The following is a 20,846-nucleotide window of genomic DNA, read 5'->3' as shown; positions in this document are numbered from 1 at the left end:
GGATAAAAAGGTTATATTGGAGGCCTGTGAATGTTAACTCGTTACGCAGTCATATTAGCTGCAGGACAAGGAACTAGAATGAAGTCAAAATTGTATAAAGTACTTCATCCTGTATGCGGAAAACCGATGGTAGAGCATGTTGTGGACCAAGTATCAAAACTTCAAATAAAAGATGTTGTTGCCGTTATTGGGCATGGTTCCGAAAAGGTAAAACAGCAGCTTGGAAGTAAAATAGGCTATGCCTATCAAGCAGAACAGTTAGGGACAGCACATGCAGTCATACAAACAAAAGAGCTTCTTGAGAATAAAGAGGGAGTAACATTGGTTATATGTGGAGACACACCTCTAATAAAGTCTGAAACAATAGAGTCGCTTTTTAAACATCATGAAACTACATCTGCAAAAGCTACTATTTTAACAGCTGTGGCGCAAGATCCAAGCGGTTATGGCCGGATTATTAGAAGTGGAGCAGGCGATGTAGAAAAGATTGTTGAACATAAAGATGCAACAAATCAAGAAAAAGCTATAAAAGAAATCAATACAGGCACTTATTGCTTCGATAATGTGTCATTATTTCAAGCTTTAAATCAAGTGTCTAACGAAAATGCTCAAGGCGAATACTATCTGCCAGATGTAATTGAAATACTAAAGAAACAAGGGGAAGTAATCTCTGCGTTTCAAACAGGTGATTTTGAAGAAACATTGGGTGTAAATGATCGTGTTGCTTTAGCAGAAGCTGAAAGAATCATGAAGCACAGAATAAATGAAATGCATATGCGTAATGGCGTCAGCATCATAGATCCATCTAATACGTATATAGAAGCTGGCGTTATGATTAAAGAAGATACAGTAATCTTGCCGGGGACCTTTCTTTCGGGTCAAACGATTATTGATTCCGATTGTATCATAGGACCAAATACAGAAATAAAAAACTGTACAGTTGGGAAAAATACAATCATTAAACAATCTGTTGCACATGACAGCAAGATTGGATCAGAAGTAAATATTGGACCATTTGCCCATATTCGCCCTCAATCGAATATCGATGATGAAGTGAAGATTGGCAATTTTGTTGAGCTTAAAAAAGCTGATTTTGGAAAAGGAAGCAAGGCATCTCATTTAAGCTACATTGGTGATGCAAAAGTAGGCAGTGATGTTAATATTGGCTGTGGAACAATTACGGTTAATTATGACGGAAAAAATAAATTTTTAACAACAATTGAGGATGGAGCATTTGTAGGCTGCAACTCAAATTTAATTGCGCCGGTCACTATTGGGCTGGGAGCATATGTAGCAGCAGGTTCTACCATTACGGAGGATGTACCTGCAAGTGCACTTTCCATTGCACGGGCTCGCCAAGTGAATAAAGAGAACTATGTTAATAATCTACAGAACAATCAAAAGTAATATAGAAAGAAATAAGAAGAAGGAAGTCTTTATCAGAGTGTAGAACTTGCAATATTTGCACAAACTGCAGTCTAAAGAAGGGTGGAAGGCTTCTTGTTTCTAAGTAAAATAGGACAACCTATTGATTAGGAATAAGTCTATGGAGGTTCAGGATGTCAGTTAAGAATTTAGATCCAAATTTGAAGGTGTTTAGCTTAAACTCAAACCCAGCCTTAGCGGAAGAGATAGCTAATTCTATTGGAGTGGAGTTAGGAAAATGTTCTGTTACAAGATTCAGCGATGGAGAAATCCAAATTAATATTGAAGAAAGTATTCGAGGATGCGACGTCTATATCATTCAATCCACAAGTAATCCAGTTAACGAGCATATAATGGAACTTTTAATAATGATTGATGCTTTAAAGCGTGCATCAGCAAGAACCATTAACTTAGTAATACCGTATTATGGATATGCTAGACAAGACAGAAAGGCTAGAGCGCGTGAACCAATTACAGCAAAACTAGTGGCGAACCTTTTAGAAACTGCTGGAGCAACACGTGTCATTACTTTAGACCTGCACGCTCCTCAAATTCAAGGATTCTTTGATATTCCAATTGATCACCTTATGGGAGTTCCTATTTTAGGAGATTATTTCAGCAAACGTGAATTTGATGGGGACATTGTCATTGTTTCTCCAGACCATGGTGGTGTTACAAGAGCACGTAAACTGGCAGAACGTTTAAAGGCTCCAATTGCTATCATTGATAAACGACGTCCTCGACCAAATGTGGCTGAAGTTATGAATATAGTTGGTAATATTGAAGGAAAAATTGCCATACTTATTGATGATATTATCGATACAGCAGGGACGATTACTCTTGGTGCAAATGCTCTTGCAGAAAATGGAGCAAAAGAAGTATATGCTTGCTGTACTCATCCTGTATTGTCAGGTCCAGCAATGGAAAGAATTAAAAATTCAAAAATCAAAGAACTCGTTGTAACCAATTCTATTGAACTTGCTGAAGAAAAATTATCTGATAATGTCATTCAATTATCAGTTGCTGATCTTTTAGGTGAAGCAATAATAAGAGTTCATTCTGATCAGTCTGTAAGTTTTTTATTTGATTAATAGATAGTCCGCTTTCTATAGAAGGCGGCTCTTTTCTGTTGTATTCTTTTTTGTAATAATTGCTATGTTTAAATTTTCCTGATTTAGGGCATTTTTTTATTGTAAGGATAATATAGACTGTTTGGACTTGTAGATTACTGTAAATGAGTTTTCTGCTTCTAGCTCCAGCGCCTAGCGACTATCTAACTTCAGGTCTTCTCCCTACGATACGTCAACATCGATTCGCTTTCGCTCTTCGAGTTTCCTTTATCACGTTTTACAGGCAGTAAAATATTGTTTGTTGAAATGGATATAGGTTTAAATGACTGTCCGTAAAAACCTGATCGGCTTAACTAACCATCAGGTGGAAGAGCATCACCTGATGGAAGGATCGCCTTATCTCAGTCGAAGCCCTTACAAGGATGTACAAGTGCCGATGTTGCCACAGGACGTGGTGTACTAATCGGCCAGTACGTACGTCGATAATCAAGGCGCTTGCGCTTTTGTTCTTAGGGTGTCACAAAATGAATGGAAGGTGAAGATTAGATGAGTACATTATTGCAAGCTAAAGAACGCACAGAGTTTAAACATTCAGTTTTAACAGGAATTCGTAAAGAGGGGAATATTCCAGGAGTTATTTACGGATCAAAAACAAAAAGCACCTCTATTTATTTAAGTGAAGCAGACTTTTTAAAAGTAATCAAAGATGTTGGAAGAAATGGCGTTATCGAATTATCGATTGATGGACAAAAACATAATGTGGTATTAAGCGATTACGACTCTGATCCAATTAAAAGAAAAATTCTGCATGTAGATTTTTTAGCTATTGATTTATCGCAGGAAATAACAGCTACTGTAAGAGTATCTTTAGTGGGAGATGCTGCAGGAGTAAAGGATGGCGGAGTATTACAGCAACCGATGCATGAAGTGGAAGTCACCGCTAAGCCAAATGATATTCCAGCAGCCATAGAAATAGATATTAGTGAGCTTCAAGTAGGCGAAACGCTTACTATTGCAGATATTAAACAGTATAAAACTGTAGAAATCAATCATGAAAAAGAGGAAGTTATTGCATCCATACTTGCTCCTAGACAGGAAGAAGAAATTAGTACAGGAGAACAACAAGAAGAAGGAGTTCCAGATAACCTAGAAGGTAGAGAGACGGAAAAAGAGGAAGTAGAATAATATTATTTCTTTTCATATTGTTTCCCTTTTACCCTTTGTACCAATTTTGTTATGATTAAAAGGTATGGTGCAGCAATCATGAATATGCCGAATGGAAGGTTCTGTCCAACGAGAAATTTTCTTCTGGTCAAACCTTCCTTTTCTATATAGTAAACATTATTTACAAAGGTGGTTTATATGAAATTAATTGTTGGTTTAGGTAACCCGGGGAAACAATATGAAAATACAAGGCATAATATAGGTTTTGACATTATTGAATACATATCTAAAGAATATGAGATCCCTTTAGAGAAAGCAAAATTTAAAGGTGTATATGGTACAGGAATTATTGACGGAGAAAAGGTGATTTTACTGAAACCACTTACATATATGAATCTTTCCGGGGAGTCTATACGGCCTCTGGCAGATTATTATGATATTGCCATAGAAGATATTGTTGTAATTTATGATGATTTAGATTTACCTGTAGGAAAAATTAGGTTAAGGCAAAAAGGAAGTTCCGGAGGACATAATGGCATCAAGTCAACCATTGCACATTTAGGTTCTGAAAAATTTAACCGCATCAGAGTTGGAATTGACAGGCCAAAGAATGGAATGAAGGTTCCTGATTATGTACTTGGCAAATTTACAAAAGAAGAACAAGAATGCCTCGAAGCAATTGTTCAAAAATGTTCAGATGCATGCGGTGAATGGATGAAGGAACCATTTTTGCAAGTAATGAATAAATATAATATTCAATAAGCCAACATCGAATCGCTAAGGCTCATCGTGTTTCCTTTATCTCATACGAAGAGCTCCAGTCCGTTCGTCGTTAAACGGTCACAATCGCTTTTCTTTGTCTAGCTTTAGTGACCAACGACTCTCGTACTTCGCTCTTCTCCTTACGATAAGTCAACATCGAATCGCTAAGGCTCATCGTATTTCCTTTATCTCATACGAAGAGCTCCAGTCCGTTCGTCGTTAAACGGTCACAATCGCTTTTCTTATTCAGCTTGGTATATGTTTCTTCTTTTAGGTAAATACTGATACTAGTATTATTGCTGAATAAGGAGGCCTTTGCTTGGCTATACATTATCATTGTAGACATTGTGGTGTGAATATAGGAACTATTGATAGCAAATCAGTGGAAACAAGTCGATTAGGGTTGCATGTATTGACAGATGAGGATCGCTCTGAAATGATTAATTATAGTGCAGATGGAGAAGTTTATATAAAGTCAATATGTGAAGATTGTCAAGAATCGTTAACGAAACATCCGGATTATTATCAAAATGATTATTTAATTCATTAACAAATTGGCAACATGTTTTTAAGGAGAATTGTATAAAAGAGGGTATTCCTAATAGACAGTCTGGTTCTTCATTAAATGGAGAATCAGTATTATTAGGACGCCCTCATTTTTCCATTTGGTTTTGTTTTGAATAGAATTGAGGGCAATTATCTTTATTTAGCAGGAATATTAGCAACAAATAGCGTATATACAATCACTAGCACTATTTTTAGCTTCTTTCTTGCTAATTTATTTAAAATATCCTTCTTATCTAGAGATGTCTAGTTTAATACACATATTTTTTAGAACCATCAGTCAACACTCAATAAATAGACTGGTGGAAATTTTAGTTTGTATAATGACTCTGCAATGTTTATAGGAATCGACAAAAAGTCTTATGATTCTTATAGTTCAATAATCATGGATTGATATGTTTTCATTGCTTAAACCTAAGCAGAAAACGATCATGATTTGATATGCAAGGAAAAAGAACGTGGAAGACAGGCATTTTGGTGAATTCTGAAAGCTTGTTTTTGTATATATCTAATGTTCTTTAGTTTCAGTAGGGAGGGAAAAATTCATTGTTAGGGCTAAAAACTTTATTTAAACAACAAGAAGAGATTCAAAATCTAATTTCCGGTTTTGAAGCAGGATTGCATGAGCAATTAATTTCTGGTCTTTCCGGCTCTTCTAGAACGCTGTTTTTGACAACTGTATATGAAAAAACAAAAAAACCTTTGTTGGTTGTTACCCATAATTTACTTCAAGCGCAAAAGCTTTATGACGATATAACGAATTTGATTGATGAAAAAGATGTATATTTGTATCCTGCAAATGAATTAATTGCAGCAGAAATAAGCATTGCTAGTCCGGAGTTAAAAGCACAGCGTATAGAGGCTTTGAATCATTGGACCAAAGAATCAAACGGAATCATGATTGTTCCTGTTGCCGGTTTAAGAAAGCTGCTTCCACCTGCACAGCTTTGGCAAGACAGCCAAGTAGCATTAGAAGTTGGGGAAGAAATAGACTTAGAAAAGCATTTAAACTTATTTATAGAAATGGGATATGCTCGTAATGATATAGTATCCGCTCCAGGCGAATTTAGTGTTAGAGGCGGCATTATAGATATATTTCCTTTAACGGAAGAGGACCCTCTGCGAATAGAGTTATTTGATACAGAAATAGACTCAATCCGGTCTTTTTCCTTGGAAGATCAACGGTCAAAAGAAAAAATGACAAAGATAGCAATTGGGCCAGCTACGGAAATTCTGTATAAAGAGGAAGCGGTTAATTCCTTGCTTGAAAAATTGGAAGCAGGCCTAGCAAAAAGTTTAAAGAAAGTAAAAGATAATGAAGCAAAAACTCTATTATCACAAACCGTTGGATATGAAATTGAACAGCTGAAAAATGGACAAAAGCCAGAGCAATTGTATAAATATTTATCGATTCTTTATAAGGAATATACAAGTTTGCTAGATTATTTTCCCAAACAGGGATTAATATTTATTGATGAAATTAGTAGAGTGCAAGAAATGAATGATACCTTAGAAAAGGAAGAAGCGGATTGGTACACAAGTTTGTTAAGTAATGGAGAAATTATACATGGGATGACGCTTTCTCAAAATATTAATGATCTTCTGCATCATTCCAAGCAGCCCATTGTCTATATGTCTTTATTTTTGAGACATGTTCCAAATACAAACCCGCAAAACCTCATTAATATTTCTTGTAAGCCAATGCAAAGTTTTCATGGACAAATGAATGTATTAAAAACAGAAATAGAGCGGTGGAAGAAACATCAATTTTCCGTTATCGTATTAGGAAATGATCAAGAGCGGGTAGAAAAACTGGAGCAAGTACTCCGAGATTATGAGATTGAGTCTGTTATTAAAGGTGCGGATCAATCTATTTTAAAAGGGAAGGTTCAGATTGTGGAAGGGAACTTGCAATCAGGATTCGAGCTCCCTATATTAAAAATGACCGTGATAACAGAAGAAGAATTATTTAAAACAAAAACGAAAAAAAGCTCCAAAAGAAGACAGAAACTTTCTAATGCGGAGAGAATTAAAAGTTATTCCGAATTGAAAGTCGGAGATTATGTCGTTCACGTTAATCATGGAATTGGAAAATACTTAGGAATTGAGACACTCCAAATAAATGGAGTGCATAAAGATTATTTGCATTTAAAGTATCAAGGCAGCGATAAATTGTATGTACCTGTTGAACAGATAGATTTAGTGCAAAAATATGTTGGATCAGAGAGCAAGGAACCGAAGATTTACAAGCTTGGGGGAAATGATTGGAAGCGGGTCAAAAAGAAAGTAGAATCCTCTGTACAAGATATTGCTGATGATTTAATAAAGCTTTATGCGGAGCGGGAAGCATCTGTAGGATATGGGTTTTCTCCAGATGGAGAGATGCAGAAAGAATTTGAGCTCACTTTTGCCTATCAAGAAACAGATGATCAGCTGCGCTCTATTCAGGAGATTAAAAAGGATATGGAACGGGAAAGACCGATGGATCGCCTTCTTTGTGGGGATGTGGGCTATGGAAAAACGGAGGTTGCTATTCGTGCAGCATTTAAAGCAATAGCAGACGGCAAACAAGTTGCTTTCCTAGTACCAACAACCATATTAGCCCAACAGCATTATGAAACATTGAGAGAGCGTTTTCAAGATTATCCTATCGAGATTGGTTTATTAAGCCGATTTCGCACAAGAAAACAGCAAACAGAAACATTAAAAGGGCTAAAAACAGGAACGATTGATATTGTGGTCGGTACACATAGAATTCTTTCAAAGGATATTTTGTATCATGATTTAGGTTTATTAATCATTGACGAAGAACAACGATTTGGTGTAACCCATAAAGAGAAAATCAAGCAGCTAAAAACAAATGTTGATGTCCTGACATTAACTGCTACCCCTATTCCAAGAACACTGCATATGTCAATGCTGGGGGTAAGGGATCTTTCTGTTATTGAAACCCCGCCCGAAAATCGTTTCCCTATCCAGACATATGTGATGGAGTATAATGGGGGGCTTGTACGAGAAGCCATTGAGAGGGAGCTTGCTCGGAATGGACAAATCTATTTTCTTTATAACCGAGTGGAAGACATTGAAAGAAAAGCAGATGAAATATCTATGTTAGTGCCTGATGCAAAAGTTACGTATGCTCATGGGAAGATGACGGAAAATGAACTGGAATCCGTGATGCTGAGTTTTCTTGAAGGGGAATACGATGTGCTGGTAAGTACTACAATTATTGAAACAGGTGTAGATATACCAAACGTTAATACCCTTATTGTGCAAGATGCAGATCGTATGGGATTATCCCAGCTTTACCAGCTGAGAGGCAGGGTTGGAAGATCTAACCGAGTAGCATACGCCTATTTCACTTACCGGAAAGATAAAGTATTAACAGAAGTAGCGGAAAAGCGTTTGCAGGCTATTAAAGAATTTACCGAGTTAGGTTCTGGTTTTAAGATTGCTATGAGGGATTTAACCATTCGAGGTGCTGGTAATTTATTGGGTGCTCAACAGCATGGCTTTATCGATTCAGTTGGTTTTGACTTATATTCACAAATGCTGAAGAATGCCATTGAAGAAAGAAAAGGAACTTTTGATGAACAGCGAAATCAGATGATTGAATTGGATTTGGATATAGATGCTTATATTCCAGATTTCTATATTAATGATGGCCAGCAAAAAATTGAAATGTATAAAAGGTTTAGAGCTGTTGCATCTTTAGAGGAATTGAGCGAGCTTCAAGAAGAAATGATTGATCGATTTGGAGATTATCCTGCTGAGGTAGCTTATTTGTTTAAATTAACAGAAATGAAGGTATACGGCAAACAAGCTGGAGTAGAGTTAATAAAACAAACAAAAGAGGAAGTGCTTATTCTTTTATCTGAAGAAAGCAGCAATCTGCTCGATGGGCAGAAGATTTTTGAAAAGAGCTCTAAATATGGAAGAATGATCGGCTTGGGCATGGATGGGAAAAAATTAAAAATGGTTCTTCATGTAAAAGGGATTGAAACAGATAAGTGGCTGGATGCATGCTATGAAATGGTAGAGGCATTAAACAGCTTTAGAAAGGAGCCTCAAGAGGCGAGTTAAGTATCATCCTTATGTTTCTATAATTATTACTTTTTCTGCATTTTGAGGAGGTGTCCAAAAGTCGTTTTTTCGACCTTTGGACACCCTTTTCAAGTTGCAAAATACTGCTAAATCAGCTTTCCTGATTTTTAATTTGCTCTTTTCGTACGAGTTGCTGCTTTGTATCCGCACCCTGTATACACTTCGCTTTCCGGCGGGGCGAGCAGAGCGCCGAGCCGCCTCTGATCAGGCTTTCGCCTGTCTCGCTGATCCCACAGGAGTTTTCGTGTATACAGGCTGCTAGGTTCAAGCTAGAAAGGAATTTCATCTTATTCAAAAAGCTACAAACTTTTAGAAAACAGCCATAGATTTTGACAAATTGATACTTTTCGGACAGCATCTTTTTTCGTTTATGAAATGAGTGGGGAAGCACCAACTTTTCATCACTATTATTCGTTTGTTTTGAATGTTTAATCTCATCAGACAAGGGGAATAAGAAAACATAGATAAATTTGGAAGTTTAATCTGAAGCCGAGCTTATACAAGGGCAAATATAGAATTTTTTGGAAAGAATCACACCATAGAGAAAAATTTACATTAAAATGTATAGAACTTTCCATATGAAAGATACTATGTTTAAATATGGTGAACATTTCATATTTAGTTAAAGAAATATTTGCCAAATTAAAACAATCATCTGATGAAAGTGAGGCAACATGAAATGAAGGCAACCGGAATTGTGCGTCGAATCGATGATTTGGGTCGTGTTGTAATCCCAAAGGAAATCAGAAGAACTTTACGTATTCGTGAAGGAGATCCGTTAGAAATTTTTGTTGATCGAGATGGAGAAGTAATCTTGAAAAAATATTCTCCTATCAGTGAACTAAGTGACTTTGCAAAAGAATATGCAGAGGCTTTGTATGATAGTTTAGGCAATTCTGTTTTAATCTGTGATAGAGACACCTATATTGCTGTTGCAGGTGGATCAAAAAAAGACTATATGAATAAAAATATAAGTGAATCAGTTGAAAAAGCAATGGAAGATAGAACTTCTATTTTAATGAATCAACAAGATCAGGTTGCTTTGGTTGACAGCAACAGTGAAAGTATTTCTGCTTATACAATTGGTCCTATTATTGCTAACGGTGATCCAATCGGTGCGGTTATTATTTTCTCTAAAGAAGGTTCACTTGGAGAAGTAGAAAAGAAGGCTGTAGAAACAGCGGCTGGATTTTTAGCAAGACAAATGGAATCATAAAAACTATACAACAGATAAAAGGGGGCTCTATAAGAAGCGCCCTTTTTTATGTTGTTAGAAAAATACATATGACTTGAAGGAGTAGTGTTATTTCTTACATACAGAATAACATGGTACTGATAAATACATTATGTGTCAGTTTGTACATCGATAAATCATATGCTTTTTTCTGTAAAGCGAGTAGATGAATCGAATGGTTCTTCTCTATTAAGAATACATCTGTTATAATAAATATAGAACAGATTAGAGGGAGGAAAACATGTTAATTAAAATCGAACCTCAGTCTAATATGCCGATATATGCACAATTAACCATTCAAATTATGGAAGGCATCATTCGAGGAGATTTAAAAGATGGTGACTTTCTTCCATCTGTAAGAGCGTTAGCAGCAGATCTAGGCATCAACATGCATACAGTTAATAAGAGTTACCATGAGCTAGAGGAAAAAGGAATAATTAAAATTATTCCAAAGTCAGGTGCCATGATTTATTTAAAAAAGCAATGGAATATGGAGGAACGCAATGATCGTTTAATCAATCAATTTAAACCTTCAGTAATTGAGGCGCTAATATTAGGAATGAGTGAGCAGGAAATATGCAAGCTAGTGAATAATATAACGATAGAAGTGAAAGGGGAGTAGTAGAGATGGCGATAATTATTTTCTTAACGGTTACTTTTTTCCTAGGCTTCCTAGAAACATTAGTGCCATTTATTATGAGAAAAACAGTTGTTTTTGGAGTAAGCATACCCGATGAAAAATCTAATGTTCCAAAAATCCGCTATTATAAAAAAATATATGTGATAGCAGCCATGTCAGGATCTATTATTGCACTTATATTTTTTTTAATAGGGGCCTTCATATTTCATGCAGCTGATAACCAGCTAGCCATAATAGGATTAATTATTCAATTTGGGATTATTTTTTGGTCGCTTTCCTTTTATTTTTATTTACATGGCAAAATATTGCGCTTAAAAAAGGAGCAGCAATGGTATTCGGATCAGACGGCAGTGAAAGTGACGGAATTAAACCTCCGTCAAAGTGATGAAATGCTTCCTTGGTACTTATTCACATTTCCTATGATCATTACAATCGGGCTAGGAATTTTTACTTTCACTCAATATAGTCAATTCCCAGCAGCTATTCCTATTCATTGGGGAGCGGATGGAAAACCGGATCATTTCGTGGCAAAGACATATTTTTCTATTATTTCTTTGTTGGTGGTTTTATTAACGATGCAATGGATGTTTTTAGGCATTCATGAGTTGACGAAAAAATCTGGCATTAAAATGAGTGCAGTCAATAGGAGAGGTTCTAGAAGCAGACAACTGTTATACCGTAAATATACAAGCTGGTTTTTACTATTGATGACCATTCTAATCACCGTTTTATTTTCCTTATTACAAGTGACGACATTATACAATGGAATTTACAATACTTTATTTATGATGCTTATCCCACTAGTCTTTTTAATGATTACTTTAGCAAGTTCTCTCCTTTTTGCCATAAAAGTAGGAAAGTTAAATGCTCAGCTTGATAGTGGGGTTAAGTGTTCAGAAAAGGAGAAATGGGTGGATGTTGATGAAGATCATTTTTGGAAGGGCGGGCTATTTTATTATAATAAAAATGATCCATCCATATTTGTTGAAAAGAGATTTGGAATTGGCTGGACATTAAATTTTGCCCATCCTATTGGATATGTTGTCATTTTTATTCCGCTGCTATTTATTTTATTTATTGGCTTTGTTGTATAATCAACCTGTCGGCATATTTTGCTCGAATTATAAAGTTATCTTTAACCCAAGCATTTGCTTGGGTTCCTTTGTGGGAAATTTGTCCATAATAAGTGATTTGTAGATTTGACTTTGTTTATACAAGGGGCAACTATGCTATAATACAAGCGATACAAATAAAGGAAGGGGCTTTTTTGGTGAAGCCTAATTTACAATCAAGCGACTGGTTCAAAGGCGCTTTTATACTTACAATTGCAGCGTTGATTACAAAAGTTTTAAGTGCAGTTTACCGAATTCCTTTTCAAAATATTGTCGGGGATACGGGCTTTTATATTTATCAGCAAGTATACCCTTTTTATGGAGTCGTTGCCGCTGTTTCTACATATGGGTTTCCTGTTGTTCTCTCTAAATTATACATGGAATTGAAGATGGAAGAGGATAGTGTTGGATTATCAAATTTGATAAGGTCTTCTTTTATCTTATTATCTTGCATTGGCATGATTTCTTTTTGTTTATTATTTTTTTGTGCGGAATATGTAGCTGAATTAATGGGAGATCCTGCTCTGTCCAAATTATTAAAGGTTATCTCTTTTTCTTTTCTTATATCGCCGTTCACAGCTTTAATGAGAGGTATTTTTCAAGGGGAAGGGTCTATGATTCCTACCGCTGTTTCTCAAGTAGGAGAGCAACTTATTCGAGTAAGCACTATTTTAATTACGGCGCTGGTATTTACGTATCAGGGGTATACTTTGTATACAATAGGAGCAGGAGCTATGTTTGGTTCCATTACAGGAGGTTTGATTTCCTTCCTGCTGCTGTTCTACTATTATAAAAAGGTTAATAGCAATTTTTCTTATTATCGGCCGGCAGTTTATAAACAAAGGAGCAGCAGAAAGCTATATAAGAAGCTTATATTTGAAGGATTAACGATCTCCGTAAGCAGTATGCTGTTAATATTAATGCAACTGGCAGATTCATTAAATTTATACGCTGAGCTGGTTTCCTCTGGAGTAAACAGTGATACAGCAAAGGTGTTAAAGGGAGTATATGATCGAGGCCAGCCGTTAATACAAATGGGGACGATTTTATCCACTTCGATGGCGCTTACTCTCGTACCGTTTATAACTGGCGAAAAAATAAAAAATAATCGCAGAAAATTAGTAGAAAAAATCCAATTATCCTTAACCATTGGCTTATTTATCGGGATGGGAGCAACAGTTGGTTTGCTGAGTATCATAAATGAAACGAATACGATGCTTTTTGAAAATACAAATGGTTCTAGCGTACTTTCTATCTTAACTTGTATTATTTTATTAAATGCTATAATCGTAACATCTACTGCGATTTTGCAAGGATTAGGAAATCCTCTTTACCCAGCTGTCATTATATTATGTTCCTTTTTTATAAAATATGGTTTAAACAGTAAATTGGTGGACGCGTATGGAACGATAGGAGCCAGTATTGCTTCTAATATTACACTTGTTATAATAATGCTTCTTTTGTTATGGAGGTTAACACATGTATCAGGAAGCTCTATCATAAACAAAAAAAGTGTGGGAGTCATCTGCTTCGGAGCATTTATAATGTTTCTTGTGTTAAAGATCTACCTACTATTCACTGATTTATGTGCTGTTGGCTTGCAGCATGATCGACTTTTTGCAAGTTTTCAGGCAATGAGCGGAGTTATGATTGGTACAGTTATCTATTTTTTTATTGTGATTAGAGCAAATGTTTTTAAAAAAGAAGAATTGATCTTATTGCCGTTTGGCAGTAAAATGATGGTTTTTTTACCGAAAAAAAGGAGGGAGTATAGTGAAAAACATTGAGATTATTGGTTTGGGTGCTGGAGATATAAATCAACTTCCTTTAGGTGTGTATAGAACCTTGATAACGAAAGAAAAAAAGGTATTTATGCGAACGAAGGATCATCCGGTTGTGGCGGCTTTAGAAGCAGAAGGATCAAGTTTTCATTATTTAGATGCTATATATGAAAAGCATGATCAATTTGATTCGGTTTATAAAGAGATAGTAGAATTCCTTTTAGAAGAATCCGCTAAGGAAGAAATTATATATGCGGTTCCAGGGCACCCGCTTGTGGCGGAAAAAACAGTGCAGCTTTTAATAGAAAAAAGCAACGAGGGAATAGCGAAATTAACATTTGGCGGGGGACAAAGCTTTTTAGACAGCATTTTTCAGGCAGTAAAAGTGGATCCAATTGATGGATTTCAACTTTTAGATGGCACAGCACTAAATAGTAATGAAATCCAATTTCGTCATCATTTAATTATTGGACAAGTGTATGATGCGTTCTCAGCATCAGAGGTAAAACTAACGTTAATGGAGAAGCTTCCATTTGATTATCCTGTAAAAATTATTACGGCAGCTGGAAGCAGCGATGAGTGGATAAAAGAAATAAAGCTGCATGAGTTGGACAGGGAAGTAAATATAAATAATTTAACTTCTATTTATATTCCCCCTGTACGTAATCAAGAAATATTGAACAAAGATTTTACAAGATTAAGACAAATTATTGCCGCACTCAGAGGGCCAGATGGCTGTCCGTGGGATAGAAAGCAAACACATGAGTCGCTGTGCAAATATCTCGTGGAAGAATGCTATGAATTAATTGAGGCAATTAAGGAAGATGATATCGATCATGTAATAGAAGAATTAGGGGATGTATTATTGCAGGTAATGCTTCACAGTCAAATTGGTGAGGATGAAGGGTTTTTCAGTATTGATGATGTTATAGAGGGAATATCATCCAAAATGATCCGAAGACACCCTCATGTGTTTGGGAACGAACAGGCAGAAACGGTAGAGGATGTAATGGAGCATTGGCAAAAAGCAAAAAGTTTGGAACCCCACCAAAAGGGAACATCAATTTTAGATGGAATAAATAATGCGGCTCCTAATCTGCTTCGTGCGTTAGAACTGCAGAAAAAAGCAGCAGCTGTAGGGTTTGATTGGCCAGAAGCAGATCAAGCATGGGGAAAACTTCAAGAAGAATTGCTTGAATTTAAAGAAGAGCTTGCAAAGGGAAATGATCCTCAAAAGGTTGAAAAAGAGTTTGGCGACATTCTTTTCTCCATCGTTAATATAGGAAGGTTTTATAAAGTAGACCCTGAAATAGCTATCTACCAAACAAATCAAAAGTTTACTCAACGTTTCCATTATATAGAAGAGCAAGTGAAAAAACTTGGCAAAGATTTTAAAGAACTCAGCTTAGAACAGTTGGATGTATTTTGGAATGACGCAAAAAAGAAAGAATAGAGTAATGGAGGGATTAACTTGCGTTTAGATAAATTTTTAAAAATATCCAGATTAATAAAAAGAAGAACATTGGCGAAAGAAGTGGCGGACCAAGGAAGAATATTAATAAATGGCCAACAAGCAAAAGCAAGCTCTAATGTAAAAGTGGGGGATGAGCTTCAAGTACGATTTGGACAGAAAGTTGTAACAGCAAAGGTAGAAATTTTGCAGGATTCAACGAAAAAAGAAGATGCAGCCAATATGTATACTATTCTAAAAGAAGAAACTCTCTCTTGAGCTTATGATAACGTTCGAAGAGATCAGTCCTTTACGTCGCTATTCGTCCCATGTGCTCCATGGCTAAACAAGGAGCTTGCACTTTTCATGTTTGAAAGCTCGTTCTAATTCTTTTCTATCCTTCATACAATGGTACAAGTAGATTGTACTATGTGATTGTGAGGGATAAATATGAGCCAAAATTATGAATCTAATACGCTTAAGAGCAGCACGGTAGAACATGATGTCATCATGAGAGGGAGAAAGCTCTTAGATATTACTGGAGTAAAACAAGTGGAGAGCTTCGATAATGAAGAGTTTCTTTTAGAAACGGTGATGGGCTTTTTATCGATTAGGGGCCAGAACCTTCAAATGAAAAATTTAGATGTGGAAAAAGGCATTGTTTCCATTAAGGGAAAGGTTTTTGACTTAGTATATGTAGATGAACAAAATGGAGAAAAAGCTAAAGGTTTCTTTAGCAAGATTTTCCGATGACTCTATCGGTGCAATTTATGACCATGCTGGCGATGGTTGGCATGGGTTTATTCTTTGGGATATGTTTAGATACGTATCAGTATTTTTTAAAAAGACCACAACGAAAACGAATCATTGTTTTTTTTCATGATCTTCTATTTTGGACTTTTCAAGCAATGCTTATCTTTTATGTTCTTTTTTTAGTGAATCAAGGAGAAGTGCGAATTTACATCGCTTTAGCATTATTACTAGGCTTTGCTTTTTATCAAAGTATTTTAAAAGCCCCTTATATTCGTTTATTAAAAGGCTTTATTTCTATTAGTGTTCAGTTCTACCATTTTATGGTCAAGTTAATTATCATGATTGTGTACAAGCCGATAAAGTCTTTCATCTTGCTTCTTGTTTCGATTATGATTATTTTATATAAGGGACTTATGGCACTGGTAAAAATTGTGCTAAGGGTATTAAGATTTATAGTAAAGGTTCTTATTTTACCAATAACATGGATATTTTCACTCGTATGGCTAATTATGCCGAATAGAGGAAAAAAATACGTCGAGAAGTTTTCTAGTGAATTTGCAGGATATTCCAAAAAGATAAAGAAGTATTGGATAACATGGATTTCAAATAGAAAGAAACAATAGTGAGAGGAGGAGCCGTGTGTGAGTGCGATAAAAAAGCCAGATATTGCAAAATTGCAAACAGAATACACGATGCAACAAGAGGCGACCAGCATTAGTGCAGCGAGAAGAAAAAAATTATTATTCCGCCGATTAACAGTTTTTACACTCTTTGCTGCCGCTATTGGATTTTTGATGATTTCAACACTCATATCTCAAAGCTCCACCCTGGAAGAGAAGACTGCACAAAAAAAGAAGCTGGATGTGAAAATTGCTTCGCTGCAGCAGCAGGAAAAAGATTTAAATGAACAGATTACGAAATTAAATGATCAAGATTACTTAGCAAAACTAGCACGTAAAGAATTATTTTTATCTGAAAAAGGGGAAATTATCTTTAATATTCCCAATGAAAAAGATGATAATAATAAAAAATGAAACATAATAAGGGCTGCAGTTATATTGACACCCTTTTTTTTCATTATGTATAATATAATATAAGCATGATTTTTTATATCCTTAAGGAGGCAAAACTTTTTTATGTCAATCGAAGTAGGCAGCAAGTTACAAGGAAAAGTGACAGGAATTACTAATTTTGGTGCGTTTGTGGAACTCCCGGAAGGCGCAACAGGTCTTGTTCACATTAGTGAGGTCGCAGACAATTATGTTAAAGATATTAACGAGCATTTAAAAGTAGGCGATCAAGTAGAGGTAAAAGTTATTAATGTGGAGAAGGACGGGAAAATCGGACTGTCCATAAAAAAAGCAAAAGACAGACCAGAACGACCAGAAAGATCACATGACCGTGGAGAAAGAAGAGAATCTAGAGGTGGATATTCAGGTAATTCTCAAAGACCACGTCATGCAAAACAGAATGAAAATCGTGCGCCTAGAGAGAATTTCGAATCGAAGATGGCTCGTTTCTTAAAAGATAGTGAAGATCGATTAGCTTCTCTAAAACGAAATACTGAGTCTAAACGTGGGGGAAGAGGCGCTAGACGAGGGTAACTTGCTGCTGAATTTCTAATAAATAGCACGGTTTATCGTTTATATATTCCCGTAGCTTAAGCAAGCCATCATGGCTTGCTTTTTTGTATAGGTGAAAATGGAAGAATCAAACGAAATAAGGAAGACGCAAAAAAAGACTATAGATTTATCTATAGTCTTAAAAAAACTTTGATAGCGGCGGAGGGGATCGAACCCCCGACCTCACGGGTATGAACCGTACGCTCTAGCCAGCTGAGCTACACCGCCATAATATTTATGAGACACAAGATATATAATACAAAGCAAAAGACAAAAAGTCAATTCTTTTTTGAAATATACTCATGACTACGAGATAAAGGACAACAACTTTTTTATAAAAAATATTACTAAATGTTATCGATTTCTTTTGCAATTTTTGACAAAAATATTCAGGAGAAATAACATAGAAAAAATTTGGGTATTAATCCATTATTTAGATAATGGAAGACATGAACCAACATTTATAGGAAGAGAAGAGATTTTTTACATTCTTTAGTATTTTATCGAATTATGGTTTTGGCTGAGAAATAAAGTGAAAGAAGTCGAGCGAAAAATATTTGCTTGTCCGCCATTTTGACAAACTTTGAAAAGAATACATTCTATAATTTTCAGAAACGATACAGGATAGGGAGTGTATATAAATGGAAAAAGTTGAAAGGGACTTAATCGACACAATAGGTGAAGTTGATTTTGGTAAATCAAAAGTGGGATTAGGAGTTTTTTTTCAAAAATTTCAAACCAAATTAGAAAACCTTTTTCTTTTTAAAGGCTATATGCTGTTCTTTATTGGTTTCCTATTAGGAAGAGCATTAATATTAGCGAAATTAACACCATTTAGTCTCCCTTTCTTTGCTGCCGTATATTTAACCCGTAAAGAAAAGGCGCCAATTGCTTTAGTAGGTTTAATAGGAGGGGCTGTAACCCTTTCTTTAAAAGAAGCATTTTCAAGTTTTGCACTATGTTTTTTATTTCTGATTATCTACAAGGTTGTAAACAGGTGGAAAAAAAATGAACAGAGCTTAGTTCCTTTGATCGTTTTGTCAACGATAGTAGGAGGAAGTTTAGTAGAAGCTTTTATTTTTCAAGGCGAAATTACGCTGTATAGTGGAATGATGTCTCTCGTAGAAGGGAGCCTAGGGTATATATTAACGCTTATTTTTTTACAAAGTTTGCCGCTTCTATCCATAAATAAACGGAGGCAAGCCTTGAAAACAGAGGAGATAGTATGTCTCATCATTATGCTGGCCTCTGTAATGACGGGAACAATTGGGTGGCAAGTATATGATATGTCGATTGAACATATTATGTCTAGATATTTAGTGCTTATCTTTGCTTATGTTGCAGGTGCGACAATTGGGTCAACTGTAGGTGTTGTAACAGGACTGATTTTTAGTTTGGCGAATATTTCTAGTTTTTATCATATGAGTTTACTCGCATTTTCAGGACTTCTAGGAGGACTTTTGAAAGAGGGAAAAAAAGTCGGGGTTGCATTAGGTCTTTATATAGCAACACTCCTTATTGGAATGTATGGAGAGGGGGGTGGCGTACTAACAACCTCCATAATGGAAACCACCATAGCTGTCCTTATATTTATGTTAACTCCTCAAGCTTTAACTTCACGGATGGCAAAACATATTCCAGGCACAACTGAATATTCATTAGAACAACAGCTGTATATGAGGAAAATGAGGGATGTAACAGCGCAAAGAGTTTCTCAGTTTTCCACTGTATTCCAAGCATTGTCTAAAAGCTTCTCAGCTAATCATCCTTCCTCAGAAGAGGATGAGAGTGATCGAGAGCTTGATTATTTTTTAAGCAATGTAACAGAAAAGACATGTCAAACATGTTTCAGAAAGGAGCATTGCTGGGCTAGAAACTTTAATACAACATATGACTATATGAAGGATATTATGACAGAAATGTCTGATAAAGATGGAACTATTTCAGTAGGTTTATCTAGAGAGTGGGAGAAGCATTGTACAAGAGCTAAAAAGGTGACAGATGCTATTCATCAAGAATTAACTTTATACCAAGCAAATCTAAAATTAAAAAAACAAGTCCTGGAAAGCAGAAAACTGGTAGCAGATCAACTTTTAGGAGTTTCAGAAGTGATGGGGGATTTTGCCAAGGAAATACAAAGAGAGAGAGAAAATCACCATAAACAAGAAGAATTAATCCTTGAAGCAATACAGGAATTTGGACTGCACATTGAAAATGTAGAGATATATAGTTTAGAACAAGGAAATGTAGATATCGATATTACTATTCCGTATAACACAAGCCACGGAGAATGTGAAAAATTAATCGCTCCGATGTTATCGGATATTCTTGGAGAAACGATTATTGTAAATACGGCAGATCAATCTGGCTATACAAATGATTACAGTCATGCCACCTTTCGATCAGCCAAGGCATATGTCGTTGAAACAGGGGTGGCTCATGCTGCGAAAGATGGAGGATTTATCTCTGGTGACAGCTATTCTACTATCGAATTAGGTCTTGGCAAATATGCCATGGCAATAAGCGATGGAATGGGAAATGGAGAAAGAGCACATATAGAGAGTGAAGAAACGCTGCAGCTTCTGCAAAAAATTCTCCAATCGGGAATAGAAGAACAAGTTGCCATAAAGTCTATTAACTCGGTACTTTCATTGCGTACAACAGACGAAATATTTTCTACTTTGGATTTAGCAATGATTGATTTACAAAATGCAGCAGTGAAATTTTTAAAGGTTGGTTCTACTCCAAGTTTTATAAAGAGAGGCTCTAAGGTGATGAAAATACAGGCAAGCAACTTGCCAATGGGAATATTGCAAGAGTTTGATGTGGATGTTGTGAGTGAGCAGTTAAAAGCTGGAGATTTACTGATTATGATGAGTGATGGTGTGTTTGAAGGTCCAAAGCATGTGGAGAACTTTGATTTATGGATGAAAAGAAAAATAAAAGAGTTAAAAACGGATGATCCACAGGAAGTATCTGATTTGATTATGGAAGAAGTTATTCGTTCTAGATCAGGAATGATTGAGGATGATATGACTGTACTTGTTGCAAAAATAAGCCATAACATTCCAAAATGGAAGTCTATACCTGTGATGGCATATAGTCAAAAGGCAAATTAATCAGCATTTTTAATAAGTGTTATTGTATATCGAATAAATAGGGTAT

18 protein-coding genes and 1 tRNA gene are annotated in these 20,846 nt (G+C 35.8%); 17 read left to right on the top strand and 2 right to left on the bottom strand.

The annotated features are described in order from the left end of the window. Positions 1–30: 30 nt before the first annotated feature. From glmU to ACTYBU_RS21040, 3 genes are all read left to right on the top strand, one after another. On the top strand, positions 31–1,407 hold the full coding sequence (glmU, locus tag ACTYBU_RS21050) for a bifunctional UDP-N-acetylglucosamine diphosphorylase/glucosamine-1-phosphate N-acetyltransferase GlmU (protein ID WP_445492802.1): 1,377 nt from the start codon (positions 31–33) through the stop codon (positions 1,405–1,407). 152 nt (positions 1,408–1,559) lie between these two features. Next, positions 1,560–2,516 (top strand): ribose-phosphate diphosphokinase, encoded by a 957-nt coding sequence (locus tag ACTYBU_RS21045; RefSeq protein WP_445492800.1) that lies wholly within the window; start codon positions 1,560–1,562, stop codon positions 2,514–2,516. 525 nt (positions 2,517–3,041) lie between these two features. Next, positions 3,042–3,680 (top strand): 50S ribosomal protein L25/general stress protein Ctc, encoded by a 639-nt coding sequence (locus tag ACTYBU_RS21040; protein WP_445492798.1) that lies wholly within the window; start codon positions 3,042–3,044, stop codon positions 3,678–3,680. A gap of 2 nt (positions 3,681–3,682) precedes the next feature. Here the strand turns inward: ACTYBU_RS21040 and ACTYBU_RS21035 are convergent, their stop codons facing one another. Continuing rightward, positions 3,683–3,811, bottom strand: coding sequence for a hypothetical protein (locus ACTYBU_RS21035; RefSeq protein WP_445492796.1), 129 nt, complete (start codon positions 3,809–3,811; stop codon positions 3,683–3,685). A gap of 46 nt (positions 3,812–3,857) precedes the next feature. Here ACTYBU_RS21035 and pth point away from each other — a divergent pair, with 46 nt between their 5' ends. The 13 genes from pth (at position 3,858) to ACTYBU_RS20970 (ending at position 17,663) form a co-directional block, all read left to right on the top strand. Continuing rightward, on the top strand, positions 3,858–4,421 hold the full coding sequence (gene pth, locus ACTYBU_RS21030) for an aminoacyl-tRNA hydrolase (RefSeq protein WP_445492794.1): 564 nt from the start codon (positions 3,858–3,860) through the stop codon (positions 4,419–4,421). A gap of 319 nt (positions 4,422–4,740) precedes the next feature. Then, on the top strand, positions 4,741–4,971 hold the full coding sequence (locus ACTYBU_RS21025) for an anti-sigma-F factor Fin family protein (RefSeq protein ID WP_445492792.1): 231 nt from the start codon (positions 4,741–4,743) through the stop codon (positions 4,969–4,971). A 560-nt stretch (positions 4,972–5,531) separates the two neighbouring features. Continuing rightward, a complete protein-coding gene (mfd, locus tag ACTYBU_RS21020) occupies positions 5,532–9,068 on the top strand; it encodes a transcription-repair coupling factor (protein WP_445492790.1) in 3,537 nt (1,178 codons plus the stop codon). Between the two features lie 700 nt (positions 9,069–9,768). Then, positions 9,769–10,305, top strand: coding sequence for a stage V sporulation protein T (gene spoVT, locus ACTYBU_RS21015; RefSeq protein ID WP_445492849.1), 537 nt, complete (start codon positions 9,769–9,771; stop codon positions 10,303–10,305). 259 nt (positions 10,306–10,564) lie between these two features. Next, positions 10,565–10,945, top strand: a complete 381-nt coding sequence (locus ACTYBU_RS21010; protein ID WP_445492789.1) for a GntR family transcriptional regulator — start codon at positions 10,565–10,567, stop codon at positions 10,943–10,945. A gap of 5 nt (positions 10,946–10,950) precedes the next feature. After that, positions 10,951–12,057: a DUF1648 domain-containing protein gene (locus ACTYBU_RS21005; RefSeq protein WP_445492787.1), complete on the top strand. Its 1,107-nt coding sequence runs from the start codon at positions 10,951–10,953 to the stop codon at positions 12,055–12,057. A 176-nt stretch (positions 12,058–12,233) separates the two neighbouring features. Further along, a complete protein-coding gene (locus ACTYBU_RS21000; RefSeq protein WP_445492785.1) occupies positions 12,234–13,862 on the top strand; it encodes a putative polysaccharide biosynthesis protein in 1,629 nt (542 codons plus the stop codon). After that, a complete protein-coding gene (gene mazG / locus ACTYBU_RS20995) occupies positions 13,849–15,309 on the top strand; it encodes a nucleoside triphosphate pyrophosphohydrolase (RefSeq protein WP_445492783.1) in 1,461 nt (486 codons plus the stop codon). Before ACTYBU_RS21000 ends, mazG begins: the two co-directional genes overlap by 14 nt. An 18-nt stretch (positions 15,310–15,327) precedes the next feature. Further along, the gene (locus ACTYBU_RS20990; protein WP_445492782.1) at positions 15,328–15,585 is read left to right on the top strand and encodes an RNA-binding S4 domain-containing protein; all 258 of its coding nucleotides are present in this window, start codon (positions 15,328–15,330) and stop codon (positions 15,583–15,585) included. A gap of 171 nt (positions 15,586–15,756) precedes the next feature. Further along, entirely contained in the window at positions 15,757–16,059 is a 303-nt protein-coding gene (gene yabP / locus ACTYBU_RS20985; RefSeq protein WP_445492780.1) for a sporulation protein YabP, read from the top strand. Then, the gene (yabQ, locus tag ACTYBU_RS20980; protein WP_445492778.1) at positions 16,056–16,682 is read left to right on the top strand and encodes a spore cortex biosynthesis protein YabQ; all 627 of its coding nucleotides are present in this window, start codon (positions 16,056–16,058) and stop codon (positions 16,680–16,682) included. Before yabP ends, yabQ begins: the two co-directional genes overlap by 4 nt. 18 nt (positions 16,683–16,700) lie before the next feature. Beyond that, positions 16,701–17,093: an FtsB family cell division protein gene (locus tag ACTYBU_RS20975; RefSeq protein WP_445492776.1), complete on the top strand. Its 393-nt coding sequence runs from the start codon at positions 16,701–16,703 to the stop codon at positions 17,091–17,093. Between the two features lie 102 nt (positions 17,094–17,195). Next, positions 17,196–17,663, top strand: a complete 468-nt coding sequence (locus tag ACTYBU_RS20970) for a S1 domain-containing RNA-binding protein (protein ID WP_445492774.1) — start codon at positions 17,196–17,198, stop codon at positions 17,661–17,663. Positions 17,664–17,835: 172 nt separating this feature from the next. On the opposite strand, the gene ACTYBU_RS20965 is transcribed toward ACTYBU_RS20970, so the two are convergent. Continuing rightward, positions 17,836–17,909, bottom strand: a tRNA-Met gene (locus ACTYBU_RS20965). Between the two features lie 413 nt (positions 17,910–18,322). Between ACTYBU_RS20965 and spoIIE the strand changes: the two genes are divergently transcribed. After that, complete coding sequence (gene spoIIE, locus ACTYBU_RS20960; protein WP_445492772.1) at positions 18,323–20,800, top strand: stage II sporulation protein E; 2,478 nt, start codon at positions 18,323–18,325, stop codon at positions 20,798–20,800. Positions 20,801–20,846: the final 46 nt, after the last annotated feature.

The sequence above is a fragment of the Niallia sp. 03133 genome (assembly GCF_052663225.1).
This window is presented reverse-complemented; position numbering and strand designations above follow the sequence as displayed.

Coding starts and splice junctions, on each gene's coding strand:
- glmU (WP_445492802.1), top strand. CDS start 31: ATGTTAACTCGTTACGCAGTCATATTAGCTGCAGGACAAGGAACTAGA.
- ACTYBU_RS21045 (WP_445492800.1), top strand. CDS start 1,560: ATGTCAGTTAAGAATTTAGATCCAAATTTGAAGGTGTTTAGCTTAAAC.
- ACTYBU_RS21040 (WP_445492798.1), top strand. CDS start 3,042: ATGAGTACATTATTGCAAGCTAAAGAACGCACAGAGTTTAAACATTCA.
- pth (WP_445492794.1), top strand. CDS start 3,858: ATGAAATTAATTGTTGGTTTAGGTAACCCGGGGAAACAATATGAAAAT.
- spoVT (WP_445492849.1), top strand. CDS start 9,769: ATGAAGGCAACCGGAATTGTGCGTCGAATCGATGATTTGGGTCGTGTT.
- ACTYBU_RS21010 (WP_445492789.1), top strand. CDS start 10,565: ATGTTAATTAAAATCGAACCTCAGTCTAATATGCCGATATATGCACAA.
- ACTYBU_RS21005 (WP_445492787.1), top strand. CDS start 10,951: ATGGCGATAATTATTTTCTTAACGGTTACTTTTTTCCTAGGCTTCCTA.
- yabP (WP_445492780.1), top strand. CDS start 15,757: ATGAGCCAAAATTATGAATCTAATACGCTTAAGAGCAGCACGGTAGAA.
- yabQ (WP_445492778.1), top strand. CDS start 16,056: ATGACTCTATCGGTGCAATTTATGACCATGCTGGCGATGGTTGGCATG.
- ACTYBU_RS20970 (WP_445492774.1), top strand. CDS start 17,196: ATGTCAATCGAAGTAGGCAGCAAGTTACAAGGAAAAGTGACAGGAATT.
- spoIIE (WP_445492772.1), top strand. CDS start 18,323: ATGGAAAAAGTTGAAAGGGACTTAATCGACACAATAGGTGAAGTTGAT.